We start from the raw sequence: 24,727 nt of genomic DNA, 5'->3' as shown, positions 1-24,727 counted from the left end.
GATAAAAAAGAACCTACTCTATGTAGGTTCTTTTTTTTGTTTATAGGAAATCTTTTAAGTCGGGTCTTACACCATTCCAAATATAAAAAGCTTCAATCGCTTGACCAACTAACATGCCAAAACCTTCTGCATAAGGCACATTACGTTGTTTCGCCTGATCTAGAAAACTAGAAGGTTTGCCATAAGCCATTTCGTAAGCATGTTTGAATTGTAATTTTTCAGGTAATTGTAGAGCATCACCTGAAAGACTTGCAGAAGTTGCATTAATGACAATATCAAAATTTCCTTCTAAATCGTTTAGAGAAATTGCTTGTAATTGAGCTTGTGGAACTGCTGTTTTTAAGTCGTTTACCAGTTGCTCTGCACGAGCCAAAGTCCGGTTTGCAACCACAATCTTTTTAGCGCCAGCTTGTACAAGTGGGTAAATGACACCACGAGTTGCACCACCAGCTCCTAAAATTAAAATAGTTGTATTCTCAATGTTCCACTCTAATGCTTGAATTGCGGCAACTAAGCCTTGACCGTCAGTATTGTCACCATGCAATTTGCCATTTTTCATCCATAGCGTATTTACAGCTTTAGCAATTTGAGCACGCTCGGTTAATACATCACATAAAGCAAAAGCCTGCTCTTTAAACGGAACCGTAACGTTCATCCCACTTCCACCTTCTGCAAAGAAGCTGCGCATGCTTGATTCAAAACCATCGAGAGGGGCGAGACGTTTTTGATAGTTCAGGTCAACACCTGTTTTTTCAGCGAAAGCATGATGCAATTCAGGAGAGCGTGATTGTTCGATGGGGTTGCCAATTACTGCAAACTGTTTGGTCATTCTTGTATCCAAAATTTTAAAATGGCATGAAGCAGATAAAGCCTATACTGAATATTCAGCAGACCTCACTATAAGACAAATTAGCACAAGAAAAAATATTTGGAGGGTGTTAGAAAAGTTGAAATCAAAAAAGGAGACTCTTTAGGGTGGAAGCCAAAGAATCTCCAAAACAAAAAATTAAGCGACTTTTTCTTTTAGACCTAACCAATCACGTGGTTTTAAATAGTAGTCTGTTAAACGTTTCTCTGGAGAGTCTTCATCCCATTCAGGACGATACGACCATGCAGCTAAGTTAGGCAAGCTCACTAAAATAGACTCAATACGGCCGCCTGTTTGCAGACCAAATAAAGTACCACGGTCATACACTAGGTTATATTCAACATATCTGCCGCGGCGATAAAGCTGAAACTCTCGTTGAGCTTCGGTATAAGGCTGTTCACGGTGTTTTTCGAAAATAGGCAAAATGGCGTTTAAATAACCATTGCCTACAGCTTGAATATATTTAAAGCAAGTCTCAAAATCCCAGCAATTTAAATCATCAAAAAATAAACCACCGACACCGCGCTGTTCATCACGATGTTTTAAATAAAAATAGTCATCACACCATTGTTTGTGTTCGGCATAAACGTTGTCGCCAAAGGGTTTACACAAATCATGAGCAGCTTGATGCCAAGCTAAAACATCTTGTTCATCTGGATAAAAAGGCGTTAAGTCAAAGCCACCTCCAAACCACCAAATCGGGTCTTGTCCTTCACGTTCTGCCACAAATAAACGAACATTGGCATGAGAGGTTGGAATATTGGGATTTTTAGGGTGAATAACTAAAGACACGCCAAGTGCTTGAGCTTTAGCACCTGCAATTTGAGGATGACGTTCTGTCGCAGAGGCAGGGAGTTTGCTAATGTTGATGTGAGAAAACATCACACCACCTTTTTCGATCACTGTGCCATTTTGCAGTACACGTGAACGACCGCCGCCTCCTTCAGGGCGTTCCCAATCATCAATAATAAACTCTGCCGTACCACCGCCAGCTTTTTCTTGTTGTTCTAAACCAGCGCAAATACGGGCTTGTAAATCGAGGAGAAATTCGCGGACACGTTGAATATCTGTGGAAGTCGGATGTTGCATAATGACCCTCAAAGATGATTGATATAAATTAAATACATCAAAACATAAAACCATAAAAAAAGTAAGGGATTTTTTCTAAATCTTGAAAAAATCCCTTAAGTATTCGTTTTAAAATTTTAGACTCGGAATTAAAAATCATCTTTTTGATAAAGGTGATCCATTCTTTCGCGTTTAGTTTTTAAATATTGTTCATTAAACGGATTACGACCTACGGTTAAAGGTACGCGGTCTACGACGTTAATACCTTGATCTTTGAGTGCCTGAATTTTCAAAGGATTATTGGTAATTAACTTCACTTCTTTTACTTTTAAGTGGTCGAGCATAATGCTACACATATCATAACGACGTGCATCGGCAGGTAAATTGAGTAGCAAGTTGGCATCTACAGTATCGTGTCCCTGATCTTGTAGGGCATAAGCACGAATTTTATTGGTTAAACCAATGCCACGGCCTTCTTGGCGTAAATATAAAATTACACCTTGTCCTGCTTCATTGATGAGTTTTTGTGTCGCTTGTAATTGAGGGCCACAGTCACATTTCAATGACGCAAAAGCATCACCTGTTAAACATTCAGAATGTACACGGACTAAAACAGGGCCTGTGGGTGGATTTTCTAACCCCTTAGAAAGTGCCACATGTTCTTCACCAGTTGCCGGATCTTGAAACACAGAAATATTGAATTCACCAAAAGCGGTCGGGAGTTTTGATGTTGCAATGAACTCTATAGGCACAGATTAACTCATCTTTTAACCGAAAACGGTTTAAAGTATAGCGTAATGCTGGGAGATTGGTCGAATTGTCATAATCATTTTGCGCACTAAGGTTTTCTTTTTTGTATAAAGAAGACGATAATAGTTGATAAATAGTCAGATTATTCAGGATAATCTGCCAACCATACCCATAATGTATGAGAGACTGCTTTGCATGATCTCGTTCGCAAATGTGGCTGATTGAAGGTGACTTCATTCGATTGTATGATCGACCCATTTTGACCCAGCTTAGGATTTGCCAGGCTTATAAAGGCTTTGCCACATATGTTGTATACCGAAATTCCTACTCAACGCCCTGTTACGCCATTGTTAGATGCGATTGATCATCCTCAACAATTACGTCAGCTCGAGCATAGCCAATTGCTACAGGTGGCTGATGAGTTGCGTCAATATATTTTATATGCAGCAGGCCAGAGTGGTGGCCATTTCGGTGCTAACCTCGGCGTGGTTGAGCTGACGGTAGCGCTGCATTATTGCTTTAATACACCAAATGACCGTTTAGTTTGGGATGTGGGGCATCAAGCATATCCACATAAAATCCTGACTGGTCGCCGTGATCAAATTACCACTATCCGTTCAAAAAATGGATTAGCTGCTTTCCCTGCCAGAGATGAATCGGTATTTGACACCTTCGGGGTAGGGCATTCATCAACAGCTATTTCGGCTGGTTTGGGAATGTCACTTGCACGCCGTTATCAAAATGACCCATGTGAAGTGGTTTGTATCGTAGGCGATGGTGCGATGACAGCAGGCATGGCTTTTGAAGCGATGAATGATGCTGTTGCACATGATGCTGACTTGATTGTTGTACTTAATGACAATGATATGTCGATTTCTTGTAGTACAGGTGGTTTCGCTAAGCATTTGGCTGCAATCTGGGAAAAAGGTCATTTAGTCAATGTAGATGAACATGGTGAGGCTTATATTCAGCCCCACCCAAAATGGACCTATAACTCTCGTTTACACCAATCAGCAACCGATGCAGCAGATAACTTATTTAAAGCAATTGGTTTTGATTATTTTGGTCCATTTGATGGACATGATGTCACTCAGTTAGCTCAAGTTTTTAATGCACTCAAAAAACGTAAAGGTCCTCGTTTAGTCCACGTTTATACCAAAAAAGGTAAAGGCTTTGCTCCTGCTGAAGCAGATCCGATTACTTATCATGCCATTGGTAAAATTAATGCGACTTCAGGTGGTAAAACACCACCTAAGTATTCTGATGTGTTTGGTGAGTGGTTATGCGATGAAGCTGCGCAAGATGAACGCCTGCTTGCGATCACACCTGCGATGTGTGAAGGTTCAGGCATGGTTAAATTTGCCAAGCAATTTCCACAGCGTTTCTTTGATGTAGCCATTGCAGAGCAGCATGCTGTGACACTTGCAGCAGGTATGGCTTGTGAAGGTTTAAAACCAGTTGTCGCTATTTATTCGACCTTCTTGCAGCGTGGTTACGACCAGCTTATTCATGATGTTGCATTACAAAATCTGGATGTGACTTTCGGGATTGACCGTGCGGGTTTAGTGGGTGAAGACGGCCCAACACATGCTGGTGCATATGATTATGCCTATATGAGGACTGTTCCAAATATAGTCATCATGGCACCAAAAGATGAAAATGAATGCCGTCAAATGCTTCATACAGCTTATGTCTATAATGGACCTGCTGCGGTACGTTACCCACGTGGTGCAGGTGTGGGTGTCGAAATTCAAAAAGAAATGACTGTTCTTGAATTAGGCAAAGCTGAAATCGTTGCAGAAATTAAAACAAATAGTGATGAACAAATTACGGTTCTAGCATTTGGTAGTCGTGTCATGGTGGCTATAGATGCTGCTGAGCAATTTGCACAAAAACATGATGTTGGCGTGCGTGTTGTAAATATGCGCTTTGTAAAACCGCTGGATGAACAAATAATTCGAGACTTGGCTGAACACACTCATTTATTCGTAACAGTTGAAGAACATGCGATTATGGGTGGTGCAGGTAGTGCAGTGAACGAGTTCATGGCACAAGAACAAATTGTGAAACCTATCATCAACTTAGGTTTGCCAGACTCATTCTTGCATCAGGCTTCACATAATCAAATGCTCCAAGATTGTGGCCTAGATGCTAAGGGAATTTTGAACTCAATTGAGAGAGCTTGGCTTAAGCTAAATCAGGTGGTTTAAGCCTTTAATAAAATTTTTGAAACATTTTTTCCCATAAAGCGCATTCATTTGCTAAAATGTTTGCGCTTTTATGCATTATTCTTTGTCAAAATCTTCAAATTTCTTGTAGTGGGTGTTCAATGGAACCTATGGTGGTTATGGCTGCGCGTGCGGCTCAAACAGTTGGTCAAGAGCTTTTAAAAGCGCATCAAAATCGTCATAAACTCGATTTACAAGTTGAAGAGAAAGGCATTGATGGCCCAGTAACACGTGTAGATCGTTATTTAGAACAATTGACGATTGATACATTACGTAAAAGTTATAAAAACCACAGCTTCTTAGGTGAAGAGTTCGGTTTGCAAGAAGGTAAAGGCCACGATGCAGACTGGTGCTGGGTAATTGACCCACTTGATGGCACGCAAAACTTTATTAATGGTTTCCCTCATTTCTGTATTTCTATTGCAGTTCAACACAAAGGCGTTACTCAGCACGGCGTAATTTACGACCCTGTACGTGACGAATTATTCTCTGCAAGTCGCGGTCGCGGTGCAGTGATGAACCAACGCCGTATTCGTGTAAATGTAAAAGATACTTTAGAAAATACATTCTTGGCAGTAGGTCATCCTTACCGCGCTAAACGTGCTGGTGAAATTGTATCTTATGCAGAACAACACTTTGCTTCATTATTAGCTGTGACTCAAGCGGGTGCTCAAATCCGTCGTGGTGGTTCAGCTGCTCTAGATTTAGCGTATGTTGCTGCTGGTCGTTTTGATGGTTTCTTTGAACTTGGTTTAAAACCATGGGATATCGCTGCTGGTGAGCTTATTATTAAAGAAGCGGGTGGTGTAGTTGTTGATGCTCGTGGTGGAAATGATTCACTTGAAAATGGTCAAGTGATTGCATGTTCACTTAAAATGTTAAAGCCATTAATGCAAACCGTTGTTCCAGCTTGGGACAAAGCTGCAAAATAATTTAGAAATAGTTTCTCGGTTAAGACCCTCTTTTTATAGAGGGTTTTAACTTTTTAATGATCGGTAAAATACAAATAATAATAGAAATAACGAGAAAGTTGATTAAAACACATGACTTTTAAATTCTTTCTGCTATAATCCGCCCACGCACTTAAATTTCCGTTCATTACCTGAACATTCTGTTCTATTCATTGTAAGCGCACGCTGTCCATAGAGAGGACCATTACTTGCGCCCCGATCGCTCAGCGATTCTTCAGGTTCGGCCGTAATCAAGCGTGCGTTTAGTCCACATCGTCGTTACTCGGATCGCTGCTGAATAATAAGATTCAGCTCATTTTGCTTTGCCGCTTTGTGCCGATGTCTATTTTGTATTTATTAAAAATGGAGCACCCATTAGGGTGAAACTCTCTATGAGCAAAACTTTTGCCGAATTTTCTTTGCATGAAACCTTACAACAAGCGCTTGAAGGTTTAGGTTTTACTACCCCGACTCCTGTGCAAGAACAATCTATTCCTGCAGCTTTAGAAGGTAAAGACCTTCTAGTTTCAAGCCAGACTGGTTCTGGTAAAACTGCTGCATTCTTATTGCCAACATTAAATAACTTGGCAGGTCAAGAAACATTCGTTCCATTCAAAGAACGCATGAAAGCTGTAACTCAACCGAACATCTTGGTAATTTCACCAACTCGTGAATTGGCACAGCAAGTAAGTCAAGATGCAATTGCATTTGTACGTCACATGAAAGGTGTTCGTATTGCTGCCATTATGGGTGGTATGCCATTTGCAAAACAAATCCAACAGTTAAAAGGCGCGCAAGTTGTTGTTGCAACACCAGGTCGTTTACTTGACTTGGTAAATCGTCGTCAAATTAAATTAGACCAAGTAGATGCTTTAATCGTTGATGAAGCGGACCGTATGCTTGACCTAGGTTTCTCTGAAGACTTAGAAGCAATTAGTGAATTAGCGGCTAACCGTAAACAAACATTAATGTTCTCTGCAACATTTGCTGATCGTATTATTCGTCTTGCAGCATGCATGATGAAAGATCCAATGCGTATCGCAATTGAAACAGGTCATTCAACCAATACAGATATTACGCAAACATTGCATTGGACTGACGGTTTTGAGCATAAGAAAAAATTACTTACCCATTGGTTAAGTGATGAAAACTTAGATCAAGCTGTAGTTTTTGCAAGCACTCAAGAAGATACAGACATGTTGGCTGAAGAACTTGCAGAAGCAGGTCATTCAGTTGTTGCGCTTCATGGTGCAATGCCACAAACAGTTCGTAACCGTCGTTTACGTAGCATTCGTGAAGGCCGTGCAAAGATCTTAGTTGCGACTGACGTTGCTGCTCGTGGTCTTGACGTACCAACTATTTCACACGTAATTAACTTTGGTCTTCCGATGAAGCACGAAGATTATGTACACCGTATTGGTCGTACAGGTCGTGCTGGTCGTACAGGTCAAGCGATTACTTTAGCGACTTATCGTGAGCGCGGTAAGATTCGTGCACTTGAAGAATATTTAGAAGCACGTCTAAGTGTTTCTGAAATTGAAGGCTTAGAGCCATCTCCACCTCCTGCTCGTTCAGGTCGTGATGGCGGTGGTCGTGGTCGTGGTGGCAACGGTGGTCGTGATGGTCGTCGTGGTGGTGGCGGTTTCGGTGGTGGTCGTCGTTTTGAAGGCGAAAGCAACTTCAAACGTCGTGAAGGTGGTCGTGATGACCGTCCACGTCGTAGCTTTGATGACAAACCACGTGGTGATCGTCCATTCGGTGGTGAAGACCGTCCGCGTCGCGAGTTCAATTCTGATCGCCCACGTCGTGAAGGTGGTTTTGAAGACCGTCCACGTCGCGAGTTCAATTCAGATCGTCCACGTCGTGAAGGTGGTTTCAATGATAAACCGCGTTTTGACTCGAATGATGACAACCGTGGTAACCGTGTAGATTATAAACCTCGTCGCGAAGGTGGTTTTGGTGATCGTCCAAAACGTAGCTTCGGTGGTGAAGATCGTCCACGTCGTAGCTTTGACGACAAACCACGTGGTGAACGTCCAGCGTTTGGTGGTGAAGACCGTCCACGTCGTGAGTTCAACTCAGATCGTCCACGTCGCGAAGGTGGTTTTAATGACAAGCCACGTCGTAGCTTTGACGACAAACCACGTGGTGAGCGTCCAGCGTTTGGTGGCGAAGATCGTCCAAAACGCAGCTTCGGTGGTGAAGATCGTCCACGTCGTAGCTTTGATGATAAACCGCGTCGTAAATTCGACCGTTAATCAGCAAGTATTTAGTTTAAAGAAAGGCCAGTAGAAATACTGGCCTTTTTTATTTTTCAGTTTTGTTATAAAATAACAAAGTGTGAAATAGTTCAACATTTATTGTAATAATGCGTAAAATTAATCGAAAAGAACCACCTTGGGCAGGGTTGAGTAAAATGTTACTTCAACATGGTTTGCCATATCTTTTTATTGTACTTGCTTTGTGCAATGGGATTTATTTTGCCTACGCTTTATTAACAGGTCATTTCGTAGATCAGTTTCAAGTTCTCAATCAATAAATTTCTTTTAAAAAACGAACTCATATTTATAAATTGATTGTTTTTGCTTTTGTCAAAATTACAACAAGATTCCCAAAATTCAGTGTTATAGTATGCGGGCATAAAAGTGCAGGAATGATTGCCATTATGAATAATAAAACTCCTCTCTCGACTCAATCACTGATTGAAGTGAAAAACTTGAGTTTTAATCGAGGGGAACGCGTCATTTATGACAATATTAGTTTAAATATACGTCGAGGCCAGATTACGGCCATTATGGGACCATCTGGTACAGGTAAAACGACTTTATTACGTCTGATTGGCGGGCAGCTTGTCCCTGATCATGGTGAAGTTTTGCTTGATGGTAAAGATATTGCTCAAATGTCACGGCAGGAATTGTTTGCAGCGCGTGCGCGTATGGGAATGTTATTCCAAAGTGGGGCTTTATTTACCGATATGTCGGTTTATGAAAATGTCGCTTTTCCAATTCGTGCGCATACGAAACTTTCTGAAAATCTCATTGCTGAACTCGTCGCTTTAAAGCTTGAATCTGTTGGCCTACGAGGAACAGAGCAGCTGATGCCTACTGAACTATCAGGTGGTATGAATCGACGAGTTGCTTTGGCTCGTGCTATCGCGCTTGATCCAGATTTAATTATGTATGACGAACCTTTTGCTGGGCAAGACCCAATTGTGAAAGGTGTTTTAACACGTCTCATTCGTTCATTGCGAGAAGCTTTAGATTTAACCACAATTATTGTTTCGCATGACGTTCCGGAAACCCTATCTATTGCTGATTACATTTATGTTGTAGCAGAAGGAAAAATTCAAGGGGAAGGAACGCCAGAAGAATTGCAAGCATATGCTTCTCCATTTGTAAAACAGTTCTTAACCGGCTCGGCTGAAGGTCCGGTTGAATACCAGTTTAGCCACCAAGCTTATTTAGATAACGAGGTTCGTCCATGAATACGATTGCCTGGTTAGGTAGACTCGTTATTGAGCGGATTCGAGGGATTGGTGTTGCGGCACTGATGCTCTTACAGATTATTTTTTCATTACCTTCGTCGGGTGGTTTTGGGCGTTTTGTCTATCAAATGCACCGAGTAGGGGTAATGTCTTTACTCATTATCACGGTATCTGGCTTGTTTATTGGTCTGGTACTTGGATTGCAAGGCTACTCAATATTAGTCAATGTTGGTAGTGAATCAATGCTAGGCACAATGGTGTCTTTAACCTTGCTGCGTGAGCTTGCACCAGTTGTTGCTGCTTTACTGTTTGCTGGACGAGCAGGTTCTGCATTAACTGCTGAAATTGGTTCAATGAAACAAAGTGAACAGCTTGCCAGTATGGAAATGATTGGTGTTGATCCTTTAAAGCAAATCGTATCGCCACGTCTTTGGGCTGGCATAGTCAGTTTGCCAATGTTAACCGTTATTTTTGCTGCGATTGGTATCGTTGGCGGTAAATTGGTTGGTGTTGACTTTCTTGGCGTTGATGAAGGCTCCTTCTGGAGTGGTATGCAAAATAATGTTCAATTCGGCCACGACGTAGTAAATGGCATCATTAAGAGCATTGTGTTTGCTGTACTTTGTACATGGATTGCAGTTTTCCAAGGGTATGCATGTGATCCAACACCTGAAGGCATTGCAACGGCGATGACCCGAACGGTTGTATATTCTTCATTATGTGTTTTAGGTTTTGATTTCGTGTTGACTGCGGTCATGTTCGGAGGGATTTAATGAAATCACGTACTAGTGAGCTGGCCGTAGGTATCTTTGTCATTATCTTCGGTATTGCTTTATTCTTTTTAGCGATGAAAGTCAGTGGTTTAGTAGGTACAAACTTGAGCGAAGGTTACACCATGAAAGCTCAGTTTGATAACGTTAATGGACTTAAACCACGTGCTAAAGTAACAATGAGTGGTGTGACGATTGGTCGCGTTGATTCAATCACGCTTGATCCGGTGACACGCCTAGCGACAGTAACTTTTGATCTTGATGGAAAACTGACAAGTTTTAATGCTGAACAGTTAAAAGAAGTTCAAAAAAATGCTTTAGACGAATTACGTTATAGTTCTGATTATACCCAAGCGACTCCAGCGCAACAAAAAACAATGGAACAGCAACTGATCAGTAACATGTCCTCCATTACAAGTATTGATGAAGATGCTTATATAATGGTTGCAACCAATGGTTTATTGGGTGAAAAATATTTGAAAATCGTACCGGGTGGTGGTTTGAACTATCTTAAACGTGGCGCTACGATTTCCAATACCCAAGGCACAATGGATTTAGAAGATTTAATTAGTAAATTTATTACTGGTGGTGGCGTAGGTAAAGTTGCCGCTGGTTCATCATCCTCAGCAGAAGAAAAAGCTCCTGCAAGTACTGACAGCAGCGCACAGACGTCATTTGTTGAGTAAGAGATTATTTGAAGGAGTGGTTCCAGGTGAATAAGTTGTTTAAACAAACCCTTACAGCAAGTGTTTTATCTACTATGATTGCAGGTACAGCTTTTGCTGCACCTTCAGAAGCACCACCTGATTTTATTAAGCGTGTTGCTGATGGCTTGATTGCTCGTTTAAAAACAGATCATGCTAAGTTGCAAAATAACCCAGCTTTAGTGAAAACAATTATACGTCAAAATTTAGACCCGTATGTTGATTCACAATCGTTCACACGTATTGTAATGGGTACTTATGCGACTAATCAGTATAGTACAGCTGCACAACGTGCGCAGTTTGAAACAAACTTCCGTAATACATTAATTGAGAATTACGGTAGTGCATTTGCTAAGTACACAAACCAAACTTACACCATGCGTCCTTATAAAGAGACAGCAGGCAAAAGTCCTGTTGTAACTTTGGACTTTAACCACAATGGCGATAAAATTCCTGTGTCATTCCAGTTGGCAGACAAAGGTTCGCAGTGGAAAATCCGTAACATCAATGTTTCTGGTATTGATTTAGGCTTACAGTTCCGCAACCAGTTTGCTTCAACTGTAAAACGTAATGGTGGCGATTTGAATAAAGCAATTGCTACGTTCAAACCTGATGCAGATGCTGCTGTTAATCAGAACAAACAAAAATAAGTGAGTGAAGAGTGGTTCAGTATCTTAACCAAGAGTTAGTTGTTTCAGGCAAAATCGATTTTGAAAATGCTGAACATCAATATCAAGCGGGATTGGCGATTATTAAAAAGCAGACAAGCTTTCCTTTAATTGTTGACTTAAAACAGCTTGAGCATGGTAATACGTTAGCATTGGCTGTATTGGTCCAATGGTTACGTCAAACACCACAAAAGTCTGGTTTGCATTTTAAAAATGTTCCAGAGAAGATGCTGAAAATCATTCAAGCTTGTCATTTGCAAGAAGACTTACATTTAGTCTGATTATGCAAAGATAAAAAAAGCACCTAAATTTAGGTGCTTTTTTTATATAAAAGATTCGATGAGTCGAACAGGATTTAAATCCATTTTTTCCAGCGGAAATAAATAATAGGGCCGATAAAGAAGCCAAAAATAATGATTAAGACAGCAATAAAACTACTTTTACCGTGAGCAAAAGGTAATACCTCGGTGTTCATCCCATAGATACTCGCAATCAGCATAGGTGGTGCTAACATACTTGGTAAGATCGAGAATCGACGAATCGTATCGTTTTGCTCAGTGTTAATGAACCCTGAGGTTGTATCAAGCAAGAATCGTACTTTTTGGAATAAGAACGCATCATGCTCAACAAGCGAGCGGACGTCTTCACTGAGCTCTCGAATATCAGCATCATAGATGTGACTTCCTAGTGCGCGTGGACGAGATAAAAACGTTAATACACGACGCAAATCAATCAAGCAAAGCTGCGCTTTTCCAAGCATGTCTTCTTGTTGAGCTAAGCGGGTAATCATGTCATCAAGATCTAAAATTTTCTCACGTTGATGGTTGTTGAGAACCTCGGTAGAGTATTTTTCTAGGTCTTTGTGGATATCTTCTAAGATATCCGCAAGTTCATCCAGCTTTGCTTCAAGTAAGCCCAATAAAATCCAGGTTGGATCTTTATAATCCATTTCATAGTCATTACGGCGAGCTCGCGCTCGGAATGCACGAAATGCAACTAACTTTTCACCGCGTAAAGTAAATAAACGATCTTTATGTAAAATGAATGCGACGGTTTGCACCATGGCAAGCATGTGTGATGAGTCCTCAGCATCTCCATCAACTTGATAATTTTTATTTTTCGTTAAAAAATAGGTGCTGATATGCAAAATACCGTCATCATCGCGGTAAAATCGAGCAGAGGATGAAATATCTTCGAGTGACTTGAGTGTAGGTAAGTTCTGATTGTAGGCATCTAAGACCCATTGTTGCTCTTCTTGAGAGGGTGCAATCAGATCAAGCCATACTAATTCGGGATGTAGATCAAATCCACCGTTGATGGTGGCATCTTCCAGACTTCCGCGTTCTGTGGCATAAAAGGCTTCAAGCATGTGTCTTTTTTCCTCACGCAGTCTGATGGAAATCGATGGGTGTATTTTAGACAAGGATTTGCCGAAAAACACTTGCCAATACGTTATTTTGTAAAAAAAAACTCTGTCGATAGTCTAGTTTGTCAGCATGACAGTTCAATAAAACGGTTTTTATACTATGAATTCAATTTGTATTTTCTGTGGTTCATCACTTGGTTCAGATCCAATCTTTCAACAAATTGCTCAATTAACCGGCCAAACTATTGCCAAACAAGGAAAAACACTTGTTTATGGTGGTGGTCGTTCAGGTTTAATGGGCGTAGTCGCGGATAGTGCTTTAGAAGCCGGCGGGCAGGTCATTGGAGTCATTCCTCGTGCTTTGGTCGATCGCGAGTTGGCTCATCCTGGACTGACAAGACTTTATGTTGTCGAGAATATGCATGAGCGTAAGACCAAAATGGCAGATCTGTCGGACGGTTTTATTGCTTTACCAGGTGGGGCAGGTACATTGGAAGAAATCTTTGAACAATGGACATGGGCACAATTAGGTATTCATCAAAAGCCGTGTGCTTTTCTAAATGTAGCGGGCTTTTATGAAGATTTGCTTAAAATGATTCAAGGAACTGTAGATAAAGGTTTTAGCCAAGCACGATTCGCTGATAAATTGATCGCATCGGATAAAATTGAGGATATTCTTCAGCAATTTGAACAGTATCAGCCGCCTGCTCCTAAATGGACTAATGCAGATGTTCAACCATAAACGAGGTTAAATCGGTGAAAATAATTACGGTTGCTGCTGCAGTGATCTTAAATGAACAAAATGAGTTATTGCTTGTCAGAAAGCGTAATACACAAGCTTTTATGCAAGTCGGCGGTAAGCTGGAGCCGAATGAGGCTCCAGAAATGGCGATACAACGTGAAATCTTGGAAGAAATAGGTAGCTCGTGCGTAATAGAGCAGTTTATAGGACGTTTTGAGACAGCAGCTGCTAATGAACCGGACCATACGTTGATTAGCCATTTGTATTTAGTTCGATTGGAACAATCTCCACAAATTGCAGCGGAAATTGCTGAAATGAAGTGGATAAAATTTAATGATTCAGAGACTAAACTTGCACCACTCACCAAAGAAATTGTAATTCCATGGTGTGAGCAGAATTTATCTACAACTTTATAATTTTAATAAGATGTAGATGAGGCAGCAGCTAGGCAACTTGCATGAATAGATGTGCATCCTAGCTGTTTGAGGGCCTGACTCAAAGCGTAAATTGAACTTCCTGTTGTGATTACATCATCAATAATAAGCACACGACGGTAACGTCTTTTTTCTTGCTTGATAGCAACAAATTGCTGTTCAATATTTTCAAATCTTTCGAGTCGAGATAACCCTTTTTGAGAGTGTTCATTAAGGCGCTGTACAGGTTGCCAAACTGGTATTTTTAGTTGCTTACTTAAAAGTTTGGCGAGTAGTAAGGATTGATTGAAACCACGTTCAGTTAAACGTTGCTTAGAAATAGGCATAGGTACAATGGCTTGCACTTTAGGAAATTTTAATTGCTGTAAAATTTCGCCAAGCAAGGTTTGATAATGTAATTTCTGTTCATATTTAAACTGCTGAATGATCTGGTTAAGTGGATATACATAGTGACATGCCACCAGAACAGATTGATGATTACGTTGGATAGACTGTTTAAGCCACGGTAGTTGTTCCCAACATTCTTTGCAAAGCGAGTACTTGTCCCGCGTTCCTATTTCACATAACAGGCAAGGGGACAATAACTGAAAAAGATATTGAGGGCTGAACAACTTAAACATAAGCGTATCGAGGAGCTTCAGGGAGCCAACGCTTCAAGAGTGCATCAGCTTGCTCTGGATAACTTTTTAAAACCTGTTCTGCAACATAATGTGCTTGGCTTAGTAAATGGTCATCACGTTCTAAACGCGCTACTCTAAACCCCATATCACCTGTTTGTTTTGTTCCTAAGAGTTCGCCTGGTCCTCGTAATTCAAGGTCTTTTTCTGCAATCACAAAGCCATCATTACTTTCTCTTAAAATTGAAAGTCTTTCTTGGCCATTTTGTGAAAGAGGTGGTTTATAAAGGAGAACACAAAAACTGGCTTTTGCACCTCGTCCTACACGACCACGTAATTGGTGTAACTGTGAAAGTCCCAATCGTTCAGCATTTTCAATGACCATAATAGACGCATTAGGTACATCTACACCAACTTCAATCACAGTCGTCGCAATCAAGAGCTGTAATTCATTATTCTTAAATGCTTGCATGACAGCTTGCTTTTCATCAGCTTTCATTTTGCCATGCACTAAACCAATATTAAGTTCGGGAAAACGCTCTTTCATTTCTTGGTAAGTTGCTTCGGCAGCTTGAGCATCTAAAGTTTCGGATTGCTCCACAAGAGTACATACCCAGTAAGCTTGTTTACCTTCTCTACAGTTTGTAGCAATTCGATGCAACACTTCTTCGCGGCGATCTAGAGGAATAGTCACTGTCTGAATGGGGGTACGGCCTGGCGGTAATTCATCAATAATTGATGTATCTAAATCACCATAGGCACTCATTGCCAGTGTTCTAGGAATAGGAGTTGCAGTCATCACCAGCTGATGTGGCGTGAGCTGTTCAGCGCCTTTATTACGTAAGGCCAATCGCTGATCGACCCCGAAACGGTGCTGCTCATCAATAATAACCAGTCCTAATTTGGCGAACTCAACGTTATCTTGAAATAAGGCATGAGTACCCACAATGAGTTCGGCATGTCCTTCTTTAATTTGTTGTTCAGCTTGCGCTCGAGCTTTACCTTTTTGTTTACCCGATAACCAAGCTACCTTAATACCTAAAGGTTCAAACCAGCGTTTAAAATTTAAATAATGTTGTTCTGCCAAAATTTCGGTCGGTGCCATTAATGCAACTTGCCAATCGGCTTCTAATGCATGACATGCGGCCACTGCGGCCACTAAGGTTTTCCCTGCACCCACGTCACCTTGTACTAAACGCAGCATAGGTTGGTGTTTTTTTAAATCATTTAAAATTTCTTTGGATACACGCTTTTGTGCATTGGTCATTTGGAAGGGTAGACCTTCTAAAAGTTTTTTTGCGAGTACTTTGCTGCTCGGGAAAGCAGGCGATGCAATTTGGCGAATATAAGCACGTCGTGTGAGTAGACTAATTTGATGTGCGACCAGTTCTTCAAAAATAAGGCGCTGCTGAGCAGGGTGAGAACCTTCGGCCAATTGAAGCATATTGGCATCGACAGGAGGTTCATGAATGTAATGTAAAGCTTCTTTGAGTGCATATCCGTTTGTATATTGTTTGGGAAGCAACTCTGGTAAAGCATCACTATGATGTTTCAAAGCTTGTTTAACATATTCACGTAACTTGGGTTGGGTTAAGCCATCAGTACTCGGGTAAATTGCCGTGAGCTGGGTTTTTGGTAGAGGTGTATGTTCATTAATGAGCTGAATTTCTGGATGATAAAGCTCAAGCCCCCTCGCACCTACACGAACTTCACCAAAAATACGTAATCGATGGCCCGGTTTTATTTTATCGGTTAAATTCTTATAAATATGATAAAAGCGTAAAGTCACCTTACCAAATTCATCTTGTATTAATGCAGCCATAGATTTACGTTTACCAGGAGGGAAATCAACAGATTTGACTTCACCCTCAAGTAAATAACTACGGCCAACCACCAATTGATTCATAGGAATAATGGTACTGCGATCTTCATAATCACGCGGCAGATGAAACAGTAAATCATCTGTGGTAAAAATATTTAGTTTTTCGAGTAGGGCTGCTGAAGCCGATCCAACGCCTTGTAACTGATGGACTGAAGTCATGTCCCCTCAACGAGTTCTCTATGCATATATTATTTATCGGTTATGGTAAAACATCTCAGCGTGTTGCTAAACAACTATTTGAGACAGGACATCAAATTACCACAATCAGCCGTAGTGAGAAAACGGATCCTTACGGGACACACCTCGTACAGGATATTTTTACGCTCGATTTAAGTGAAATAGCGCCTGTAGATGTAGTGTATATATTACTTTCTCCAGACGATAGTACGGTTGAAGGTTATCATCATACCTATGTTGAAAGTATTGAACCCATTCGTCAGGCTTTAAAATGTCATCCAATCAAAAGATTGATTGTGGTGTCATCTACTCGGGTTTATGGTGAAAATTCCGGCGAAACTATTGATGATCATAGTGAGATCCACCCGAACGATGCCCAAGGGCATATCCTTCACAACATGGAATTACTCTGGCAAAAATATTTTCCGACACAATGTGTGGTTGTGCGCCCGACAGGGATTTATGGTGCTTCGGTCGATCGATTAAAACGAATGGCTGAATACACGCAGAATTATCCGAATATTCACTACAGTAATCGTATTCATATTGATGATTTGGCGAAATTTTTAGCATTTTTAGCCGATTTTGAAAAACCGCATAAGAGTTATATTGTGGCGAATAATGCACCCGTGCCATTACATGAAGTATTACTCTGGTTTCAAAGCCAGTTAGATTTACCACTCCTGACTTTAGATTCAGCTCATGTTTCTGGTAAGAAAATTTATGCAAAATATTTATTTGAAACAGGTTTTCAGCTTGAGCATCCGATTTGCTTTAATGACTATTTATTATGTTTAAATGCTCATGGTGCAAATTAAAATTTATATTAAACTTTAAATAACAACAGAAATACCTGATGAGGCAGTTCAATTGCCGATAAAGATAAAAAGGTTGAAAGTGAAAAAAATTTGTTTGGCTCTTCTTTTGAGCATAACCTCAGTTGCGAGTTGGGCAGAGGATCAGGTGTGGTGCGCATATGATCCTATAGGTACCCAAGGCGATATTACACGTCGTTTAAATGACATTCGTTTATATGCCCAGCAATATCAAGTCAAATTCAAAGTGGTGAGTTATCAAAAAGAGCAGCAAGCGATTCAGGCTTTTGATGATGGCAAATGCTCAGGCTTAGCAGCCAGTAACTTTAATACGTATCAATACAACCACTTTATGGGAAGTACCTCCGGTATTGGCCTTATACCTAATAACAAGACTGCCCGAAATCTATTGCAGCTTTTAAATCATCCTACAATTGAGAAAAAATTAATTAACCAAGATTATGAAGCAGTTGGAATGATTCCAGTAGGAACTGCTTATATGATCATGAAAAATAAAAAAATATCAAAAGTAGCACAGCTTAGGGGACAGCGAGTTGGAGTTTTAGCCAATAACCCACCCCAGCAAGCTTTGGTAAGAAGCGTAGGGGCACAGCCTGTATATGTTGATTTATCAAATGCCATTACACAGTTTCAGCAAAATAAAATCGATATTATGCCTGCACCCATTTATGGGCTTTTACCTTATAACTTACAGAAAGATTTTGGGCCAAACACTCAAGTGATTAACTTTCCATTGGCTTATTTCGGTGTAAATTTAATTATTAAGCCACAAGCTTATCCAGCTAATTTTGGAAGAAAAATTCGAGCTTGGTTTGTGCAAAATAGTCAGCTATTAACGAATCGGGCCATACAATGGGAAAATCATTTACCAGCTTACTATTGGGTGGATGTTTCTTTTTACGAGAAGCAGAGTTATGACATTATGGTGGCAAAAATACGCAACCAATATGTTCGCTCTGGATATTATGATGCATATTTTGTGGAATTAATGAAACGCTTACGTTGTATTGATGATCCGCGTTATTTTGAATGTTCGATGCGTAGATAAAATAAAAGGCAACCTGAGTTGCCTTTTATTTTAAGTAAAAGTTTTAAGATTTTTTGCGTTTTAAACGGCGTTTCGCTTGTTGAGATGCCATCGCCTCAAGAGCTTCTTTTAGCTCTTCATCACTAAAAGTCGTGATGTGTTGCAACATCTGTAACGTTACTTCATCAAGTACTAATTGTGCGCCTGCTGCCATTTGACGGAAATTATCATCAAATTCGATTTGGCCTTGGTCGTTAGTACGAATGTAATTTTGTTGAGTGAGCACTTTTAAGAAGCTTTGGAACAATGCTTTATCAAAGAACTCTGGAGAATTAAATTCATAAAGAACAGATAAACGTTGCCCGAGTAAATGACTTAACTCTTCAACTTGTTTCGCTGAAATATTGCCCGAACCACGCTGAGTAATAAGCGCTAAAGTCATGTAATAACGTTCAAGACTTTGCTTCACAGGTGTTGCTAATACAACAAGTTGATTATGCTCTTCAGTATTTGGTGCAGAGCTAATCAAATTGCCTTCATCATCTTGTTGAATAAGATTTGATTGAACCAATGCATCTGCATATTGCTCAATCTGTTCTTTAAGTTCACTACTTTTCCACTTAAGGAATAGTTCGGCTTTTAAGAATGGATAAAGCGTATAGATGACATTGTTTAAATCTGAACGACTGATTTTTCCGTTGTGTTCAACAAGCGATGCAACCAATGAAGGGAGAACGAAAGCATGCAAAATGTTGTTACGGAAATAAGTGAGGAGAACTGCTTGGTTATCTTCAATCGCAATAATATCGCCGAGTGCATGTTGTACGCGCTTAATAAGTTTAAGTTTTAAACCATAAGCAATGATTTCCTTACCCGATAATGGCGTTACTTCTGTGCGCTGATCGTAAGGGAAATTTGATGCTAAATTGCGGTAAGCTTCAAGCTGTTTAATACAGATTTCTTCATCAAGCGTATGCTTTGGAGTTGCAAGCAAAATAATAGAGAGTAAAGAAACCGGATTAATGACAACTGCACGGTTAATATTTTCTAAAATTGCATGTGCAGAGCTATTTACTGCATCTGAAACGGCTTGAGGAATTGGGTCGTCATTTTTCTCGATGTAGACATTTTCTGCATTATGCTGTTTAAGCAAATCATCAAGGAAAACGGGTTCACCAAAGTTAACGTGTACTTTACCGAAAATGCGTTCAATTTTTCGTAATGTTTTTACAATACCAAAAATAGACTCAGCTTCTTTTGGCTTACCTTGCATTTCGCCTACGTAAGTCGAACCTTCCATAAGGCGCTCATAACCAATGTAAGTTGGGACAAACACAATTGGCTTTGTGCGACCACGTAAATGACTATGAACCGTCATGGCAAGCATACCGGTTTTCGGTGGTAATAAACGGCCTGTACGTGAACGTCCACCTTCAATAAAGTATTCAAGTGGTGTGTTGCGAGAAAGAATGCTATATAAATATTCTTTAAATACAGTGGTGTAAAGACCATTGCCACGGAAAGAGCGGCGAATAAAGAAGGCACCTCCACCACGTAAAAGCTGACCTACGAAAGGTAAGTTCAGGTTATCGCCGGCAGCAATATACGGAACCATTAGGCCACGTCTATAAATCACATAAGACAATAATAAGTAGTCAATATGGCTACGGTGACACGGTGTATAAACAATCTCGTAATCTTTCGCGAGTTCACGAACAGTACTGAAGTTATGAACTTCTACGCCATCATAAAGCTGAGTCCATAGGCGTGTTAATGCCAAATCTGCAAAGCGTACTGCCGAGTGTGAATAGTCAGATACGATTTCATTGACATACCCAATCGCACGACGTTCTGCCTCAAGCATACTAATTTTGCCGCGAATACTTTCACGACGGATTGCTTCTTGCACATCACGAGATTTTACAACTGACTGCATCACATTACGGCGATCTGATAAGTCAGGACCTAAGACAACTTCGCGTTGACGGTCAAGATAGTCATTTAAAGTGCTAACAATATAAGTCGCTGGTGAAAGGTTTGGATAATGCTTTTGAGCATATTCAACGAGGTCACGTAAAGACTGTGGTTCATGGAATTCCAAATAAGACTGGCGACCATGTAAACCAATATTTACAAGCTGCTTAACGGTGCTTGGTGTTGCCCATGTATCTGAGAATAATAGCTTAAACCAAGAATCTTCTTTATCTGGAGAGCGGCCCCATAAAACGGTTACGGGAACCAGTTCAATGTCGAGCTCAGGATTTGCTTGTAAAACTTCGATCAGTTTAATTAAACGAGGGGGAAACGCATGAGGAGGGGGATTTAATAAGTTATTTTCATCATTATGCTGTAAAAATAAAACCGATGCTTTTTCCTGATGAGAACCAATCACTAATGGATCTAAAGCTGGTTTTAAATTTAAGCGACGAGTTTCCCCATCCACCACTAAAGCATTACTACGAGAGTGGTTTTGTAAGACATAACACACCACTTTTTGGCGTTCAGTCTTTTCTTCTGTTTCCGTTGTTTCTGATACTGGTTCAGTAGGAACTTCCCCAAGAACATGTGGTGTTACCACGAGGTCAAGTAGCTTACTCGAAAGCCGACGATACATTTGACCAAACCCACTCTTGGACATAAGAACTCCTACTTCTTAAAGACAAATCCCGGCCAAAGGCAGAGGGTAATTATTTTGCGGTATTTATTAAAAAAAACAATATGCCATTTCCCGATAAATTATAAAGCTTTTGGCATATTTTATCGTTAAAAATCGTATTTTTAGCTGTTATAAAGGCAAAGTTCGTCAGAAGTTGACTGATTGTTCCATGTACAAATAGTTTTTTATGGCACAATAGATTCTACACATCTGTCCTTTAATACGAATTTTTGCCTGCAATATGAAGGTATCTCTCATGAATGCGTTAACCCAAGAACTGGTTGAGCTACTCACTTTAGAAAAGCTTGAAGAAAATATTTACCGTGGAATTAGCCGTAATTTGGTCGGTAAACGTGTTTTTGGAGGTCAGGTTTTAGGGCAGGCACTGCGCGCTGCTTCTTATACAACCGATCGCCCTGCGCATTCTATGCATGCTTACTTTTTGTATGGTGGCGATATTAATGCCCCAATCATCTATGAAGTTGATCGTTTACGTGATGGAAAAAGCTTTGTCAGCCGTCAAGTACGTGCAATTCAGCATGGGCGAATCATCTTTTCGGCGATGGTGTCTTTTGCCAATCCTGAAGAAGGGTTGAACTACCAACATCCAGAACCAGACTACCCAGCTCCCGAAACTTTAAAGTCAGAAAATGAACTAAAAGAAGGTATTCTTAATTTTGTACCTGAAAATGTTCGTGCAAGTTTTATGCGTGAGCGCCATGTTGAAATCCGTCCGATTGATCCAGTCAATCCATTTCAACCACAGCCTGAAGCACCGTTTAATGCGCACTACATCCGTACGCATGACCGTATTCCAAAACAGCTTGATGACATTGCCTTGCATCAAGCAATTGTAGCGTTTTACTCAGACTTTACGCTGATGACAACAGCTTTAAGACCACATGGCTTAAGTTATATTTCTCCAAGCTTACAGTGTGCCAGTATCGACCATGCGATTTACTTCCATCGCCCACTTCGTGCCGATGAGTGGATGCTCTATGACATGGAAGCAACAGTGAGCGCAGCTTCTCGCGGTTTGAATTTTGGACGTATGTGGCAAAATGGGCAACTCGTATGTAGTACGGTGCAAGAAGGTTTAATCCGTTTGCGGGAAATTGAAACGCAATAAATAATAGAGGGCCATCTAAAAGATGGCTTTTTTATTTTTAATTCAAAGGATGTGACAAAAAATTGCTCGAACGAAAAGCAGGCTCATGTCATATTTGCACAAGGATTGCCTACTGAAAAAAATAATGTTGATATGAACTTAAATACACAAATTCTGATTGCTGCCATTTTAGGTTTAGCCTTTGGCTTCCTGCTTACTCTGTATCCAGATACTGCTTTTGTAAAGCATAGTTTATATGGGTTAGGTGTATTAAGTAGCGTTTTTATTGGGCTACTTAAAATGTTGCTGGTGCCGTTAATTTTTAGCTCGATTGTGGTCGGAGTTTCAAATTTACAAGCGGGTGGGCAACTAGGCCCAGTTTGGAAAATCACTTTCTTGTGCTGTCTTACGACCACAACCTTGGCCTTAATTTTAGGTATTAGCTGTGCTCATTTATTTGAAGTTGGCCGTGGTATAGATATCTCAATTTTTCAGACATCTATGCAAAACTATCAAGCACCAGATAGTTTAAACCCAGCAACATTCTTTACTAACTTTATTCAAAATACTTTAATTAACCCATTTAAAGCATTTAGTGATGGAAATGTCTTAGCTGTTGTGGTGTTTGCACTACTGGTAGGTGTTGCTTTGGTTCAGGGCGGAGAGCGTTTTAAGAGCATTCGCTTATTGAGTCATCAGTTTTTTGAAATGATGATGATGTTGGTGGGTTGGGTTATGAAACTGGCCCCCTTAGGAATTTTTGCATTACTTGCTAAATTAATGGCTACAGAAGACATTTCGGTATTAAGTCGACTGGCTGAGTTTGCCGTTGTGGTAACAGGAACCACTATTTTTCATGGCGCTGTTGTTTTGCCATTATTGCTTTGGATTTTTGGTCGTATGAGTCCTTGGACTTTTTTCAAAGGCACTCGTACCGCTTTAATTACTGCATTTGCAACAAGTTCTAGCTCTGCCACTATGCCGCTGAGTATGAAGTGTGCACAGGAGAACTTGGGCGTTCGTCCTCAAACTGCGGGTTTTGTGATTCCATTAGGCACACAGCTTAATATGGATGGAACAGCTTTATATGAAGCTGCCGCAGCACTATTCGTGGCAAATCTAGTTGGGCTTGATTTAAATCTGACGCAACAAATTGTTGTGTGTTTAACTGCAATGATTGCATCACTTGGAGCACCAGGAATTCCGAGTGCGGGTATGGTCACCATGATTATGGTGTTGCAGTCTGTGGGATTGCCCGCTGAAGCGATTGCTATTTTACTTCCAATCGATCGTCTACTCGATACGGTAAGAACAGTTGTAAATGTGCAGGGTGATATGATGATTAGTGTGGTAGTAGATCGATATACCAAAGATAAAGATATCAGTATTTAACCCATAAATAAAAAGCAGGATTTATATCCTGCTTTTTTAATTTTAAGCTGCTTGTAATTCTGCTCGTTTCGCTGCTGGAGATTGAGATAAATAACTTATCGCATCTTCGGTGCTACCTTCTTTAACAGGATCATACCAAGGCATAAGGTAATCAATTTGCTGAGCAATAAGCCAGATTGGGTTTGGTAAAACCTGATTATCTTTTCGGCTAATTTTGTACCATTCTAAAGCAACCCAAGCCGGGAAAAATCTAGATTTGTAAGCATCAGCAAAGCGAGGGTCTTGTTTCATAATATGCGCAGCGCCATCTACCCATAATCCAAGCACCAGTACAATGACGGCAAGACTCAAATAATAACGTGGGATATAACCACCCCCTAAGTGGCGGTACAAATCGAAAGCAACAGTGCGATGTTCAATTTCTTCAGACCCATGCCATTTAACCAAATCTACCATTTCTGGGTCGGCACCTAATTCTTCCCAACGTTTGTTATAAAGCGCATATTTACCGAGTACACAGGTCATGTGTTCAACAGTTGCAATAACACCTAAACGGAATAGATCCCATTGTTCTTGTAAAACCTTTGGAACTTCTTTGTCAAAAGGTTTATCTGCCAAAGCGGTGGTAAATAGATAATTCATAATGTCCAGATTTCTCTGGATATCAATATTACGTGCGCTTAAATATTCTTTATTGGCAGAGGTGTGTGCATTTGCGTGCATTGCCTCTTGGCGAATAAATGCTTGTACATCCTGTTTAAGTTTTTCATCGGTAATACGAGGTAAAACCTTGTTATATAGTCGGCAGAACCAGAACTCTCCAGCAGGCAAAATGTTATTAATTTCATTAATAAAATAACTTGCAAACGGTTGGTTTGGAATCCAGTCTACAGGGGTTTCTTTCCAGTCAAATTTTACTTTGCGTGGAAGAATTTTATAATCAATAGAAGAACCTAAAGCCTTATTCTTCAAAAAAGATAGCAATTTCATCATTTAGTCC

The 24,727-nt window shown here is 40.3% G+C and carries 23 protein-coding genes; 15 read left to right on the top strand and 8 right to left on the bottom strand.

The window, feature by feature from the left end:
• Positions 1-40 precede the first annotated feature (40 nt).
• The 3 genes from aroE to ribA all read right to left on the bottom strand — a co-directional run bounded on the left by aroE (position 41) and on the right by ribA (position 2,688).
• Positions 41-829, bottom strand: a complete 789-nt coding sequence (gene aroE, locus ABLB96_RS00685) for a shikimate dehydrogenase (protein WP_348895728.1) — start codon at positions 827-829, stop codon at positions 41-43.
• A gap of 177 nt (positions 830-1,006) precedes the next feature.
• The gene (hemF, locus tag ABLB96_RS00680) at positions 1,007-1,957 is read right to left on the bottom strand and encodes an oxygen-dependent coproporphyrinogen oxidase (RefSeq protein ID WP_348895727.1); all 951 of its coding nucleotides are present in this window, start codon (positions 1,955-1,957) and stop codon (positions 1,007-1,009) included.
• Between the two features lie 128 nt (positions 1,958-2,085).
• Complete coding sequence (ribA, locus tag ABLB96_RS00675) at positions 2,086-2,688, bottom strand: GTP cyclohydrolase II (protein WP_001121170.1); 603 nt, start codon at positions 2,686-2,688, stop codon at positions 2,086-2,088.
• A 303-nt stretch (positions 2,689-2,991) separates the two neighbouring features.
• Here ribA and dxs point away from each other — a divergent pair, with 303 nt between their 5' ends.
• The 9 genes from dxs (at position 2,992) to ABLB96_RS00630 (ending at position 11,771) form a co-directional block, all read left to right on the top strand.
• A complete protein-coding gene (dxs, locus tag ABLB96_RS00670) occupies positions 2,992-4,896 on the top strand; it encodes a 1-deoxy-D-xylulose-5-phosphate synthase (RefSeq protein WP_348895726.1) in 1,905 nt (634 codons plus the stop codon).
• A 119-nt stretch (positions 4,897-5,015) separates the two neighbouring features.
• Positions 5,016-5,846 (top strand): inositol monophosphatase family protein, encoded by an 831-nt coding sequence (locus ABLB96_RS00665; RefSeq protein WP_348895725.1) that lies wholly within the window; start codon positions 5,016-5,018, stop codon positions 5,844-5,846.
• Positions 5,847-6,256: 410 nt separating this feature from the next.
• Positions 6,257-8,122, top strand: a complete 1,866-nt coding sequence (locus ABLB96_RS00660; RefSeq protein WP_348895724.1) for a DEAD/DEAH box helicase — start codon at positions 6,257-6,259, stop codon at positions 8,120-8,122.
• 110 nt (positions 8,123-8,232) lie between these two features.
• Positions 8,233-8,403: a hypothetical protein gene (locus ABLB96_RS00655; RefSeq protein WP_348895723.1), complete on the top strand. Its 171-nt coding sequence runs from the start codon at positions 8,233-8,235 to the stop codon at positions 8,401-8,403.
• A gap of 126 nt (positions 8,404-8,529) precedes the next feature.
• On the top strand, positions 8,530-9,348 hold the full coding sequence (locus ABLB96_RS00650) for an ABC transporter ATP-binding protein (RefSeq protein ID WP_004712625.1): 819 nt from the start codon (positions 8,530-8,532) through the stop codon (positions 9,346-9,348).
• On the top strand, positions 9,345-10,121 hold the full coding sequence (mlaE, locus tag ABLB96_RS00645) for a lipid asymmetry maintenance ABC transporter permease subunit MlaE (RefSeq protein WP_348895722.1): 777 nt from the start codon (positions 9,345-9,347) through the stop codon (positions 10,119-10,121). Before ABLB96_RS00650 ends, mlaE begins: the two co-directional genes overlap by 4 nt.
• Complete coding sequence (locus tag ABLB96_RS00640; protein ID WP_348895721.1) at positions 10,121-10,804, top strand: outer membrane lipid asymmetry maintenance protein MlaD; 684 nt, start codon at positions 10,121-10,123, stop codon at positions 10,802-10,804. The genes mlaE and ABLB96_RS00640 overlap by 1 nt, the downstream gene beginning before the upstream one ends.
• A gap of 26 nt (positions 10,805-10,830) precedes the next feature.
• Positions 10,831-11,472: an ABC transporter substrate-binding protein gene (locus ABLB96_RS00635; RefSeq protein ID WP_348895720.1), complete on the top strand. Its 642-nt coding sequence runs from the start codon at positions 10,831-10,833 to the stop codon at positions 11,470-11,472.
• Positions 11,473-11,483: 11 nt separating this feature from the next.
• On the top strand, positions 11,484-11,771 hold the full coding sequence (locus ABLB96_RS00630) for a lipid asymmetry maintenance protein MlaB (RefSeq protein ID WP_196085716.1): 288 nt from the start codon (positions 11,484-11,486) through the stop codon (positions 11,769-11,771).
• Between the two features lie 74 nt (positions 11,772-11,845).
• On the opposite strand, the gene ABLB96_RS00625 is transcribed toward ABLB96_RS00630, so the two are convergent.
• A complete protein-coding gene (locus ABLB96_RS00625; protein WP_348895719.1) occupies positions 11,846-12,859 on the bottom strand; it encodes a magnesium and cobalt transport protein CorA in 1,014 nt (337 codons plus the stop codon).
• Between the two features lie 157 nt (positions 12,860-13,016).
• On the opposite strand from ABLB96_RS00625, the gene ABLB96_RS00620 reads away from it, so the two are divergent.
• The gene (locus ABLB96_RS00620; RefSeq protein WP_348895718.1) at positions 13,017-13,598 is read left to right on the top strand and encodes a TIGR00730 family Rossman fold protein; all 582 of its coding nucleotides are present in this window, start codon (positions 13,017-13,019) and stop codon (positions 13,596-13,598) included.
• Positions 13,599-13,612: 14 nt separating this feature from the next.
• The gene (locus ABLB96_RS00615; protein WP_348895717.1) at positions 13,613-14,014 is read left to right on the top strand and encodes an NUDIX domain-containing protein; all 402 of its coding nucleotides are present in this window, start codon (positions 13,613-13,615) and stop codon (positions 14,012-14,014) included.
• A 2-nt stretch (positions 14,015-14,016) separates the two neighbouring features.
• Here the strand turns inward: ABLB96_RS00615 and ABLB96_RS00610 are convergent, their stop codons facing one another.
• A complete protein-coding gene (locus ABLB96_RS00610) occupies positions 14,017-14,652 on the bottom strand; it encodes a phosphoribosyltransferase family protein (RefSeq protein ID WP_348895715.1) in 636 nt (211 codons plus the stop codon).
• On the bottom strand, positions 14,645-16,690 hold the full coding sequence (recG, locus tag ABLB96_RS00605; protein WP_348895714.1) for an ATP-dependent DNA helicase RecG: 2,046 nt from the start codon (positions 16,688-16,690) through the stop codon (positions 14,645-14,647). The genes ABLB96_RS00610 and recG overlap by 8 nt, the downstream gene beginning before the upstream one ends.
• A 20-nt stretch (positions 16,691-16,710) precedes the next feature.
• Between recG and ABLB96_RS00600 the strand changes: the two genes are divergently transcribed.
• Positions 16,711-17,526 (top strand): NAD-dependent epimerase/dehydratase family protein, encoded by an 816-nt coding sequence (locus ABLB96_RS00600; protein WP_348895713.1) that lies wholly within the window; start codon positions 16,711-16,713, stop codon positions 17,524-17,526.
• Between the two features lie 79 nt (positions 17,527-17,605).
• On the top strand, positions 17,606-18,592 hold the full coding sequence (locus tag ABLB96_RS00595) for a putative solute-binding protein (protein WP_348895712.1): 987 nt from the start codon (positions 17,606-17,608) through the stop codon (positions 18,590-18,592).
• A gap of 43 nt (positions 18,593-18,635) precedes the next feature.
• On the opposite strand, the gene plsB is transcribed toward ABLB96_RS00595, so the two are convergent.
• Positions 18,636-21,209 (bottom strand): glycerol-3-phosphate 1-O-acyltransferase PlsB, encoded by a 2,574-nt coding sequence (gene plsB, locus ABLB96_RS00590; RefSeq protein WP_348895711.1) that lies wholly within the window; start codon positions 21,207-21,209, stop codon positions 18,636-18,638.
• 274 nt (positions 21,210-21,483) lie between these two features.
• Here plsB and ABLB96_RS00585 point away from each other — a divergent pair, with 274 nt between their 5' ends.
• On the top strand, positions 21,484-22,356 hold the full coding sequence (locus ABLB96_RS00585) for an acyl-CoA thioesterase II (RefSeq protein WP_348895710.1): 873 nt from the start codon (positions 21,484-21,486) through the stop codon (positions 22,354-22,356).
• 105 nt (positions 22,357-22,461) lie between these two features.
• On the top strand, positions 22,462-23,727 hold the full coding sequence (locus ABLB96_RS00580; protein WP_348895863.1) for a dicarboxylate/amino acid:cation symporter: 1,266 nt from the start codon (positions 22,462-22,464) through the stop codon (positions 23,725-23,727).
• Positions 23,728-23,769: 42 nt separating this feature from the next.
• Here the strand turns inward: ABLB96_RS00580 and ABLB96_RS00575 are convergent, their stop codons facing one another.
• On the bottom strand, positions 23,770-24,720 hold the full coding sequence (locus tag ABLB96_RS00575) for a metal-dependent hydrolase (protein ID WP_348895709.1): 951 nt from the start codon (positions 24,718-24,720) through the stop codon (positions 23,770-23,772).
• Positions 24,721-24,727 lie beyond the last annotated feature (7 nt).

This window comes from Acinetobacter sp. XH1741 (genome assembly GCF_041021895.1).
In the GTDB taxonomy this organism is placed as follows: Bacteria; Pseudomonadota; Gammaproteobacteria; order Pseudomonadales; family Moraxellaceae; genus Acinetobacter.
This window is presented reverse-complemented; position numbering and strand designations above follow the sequence as displayed.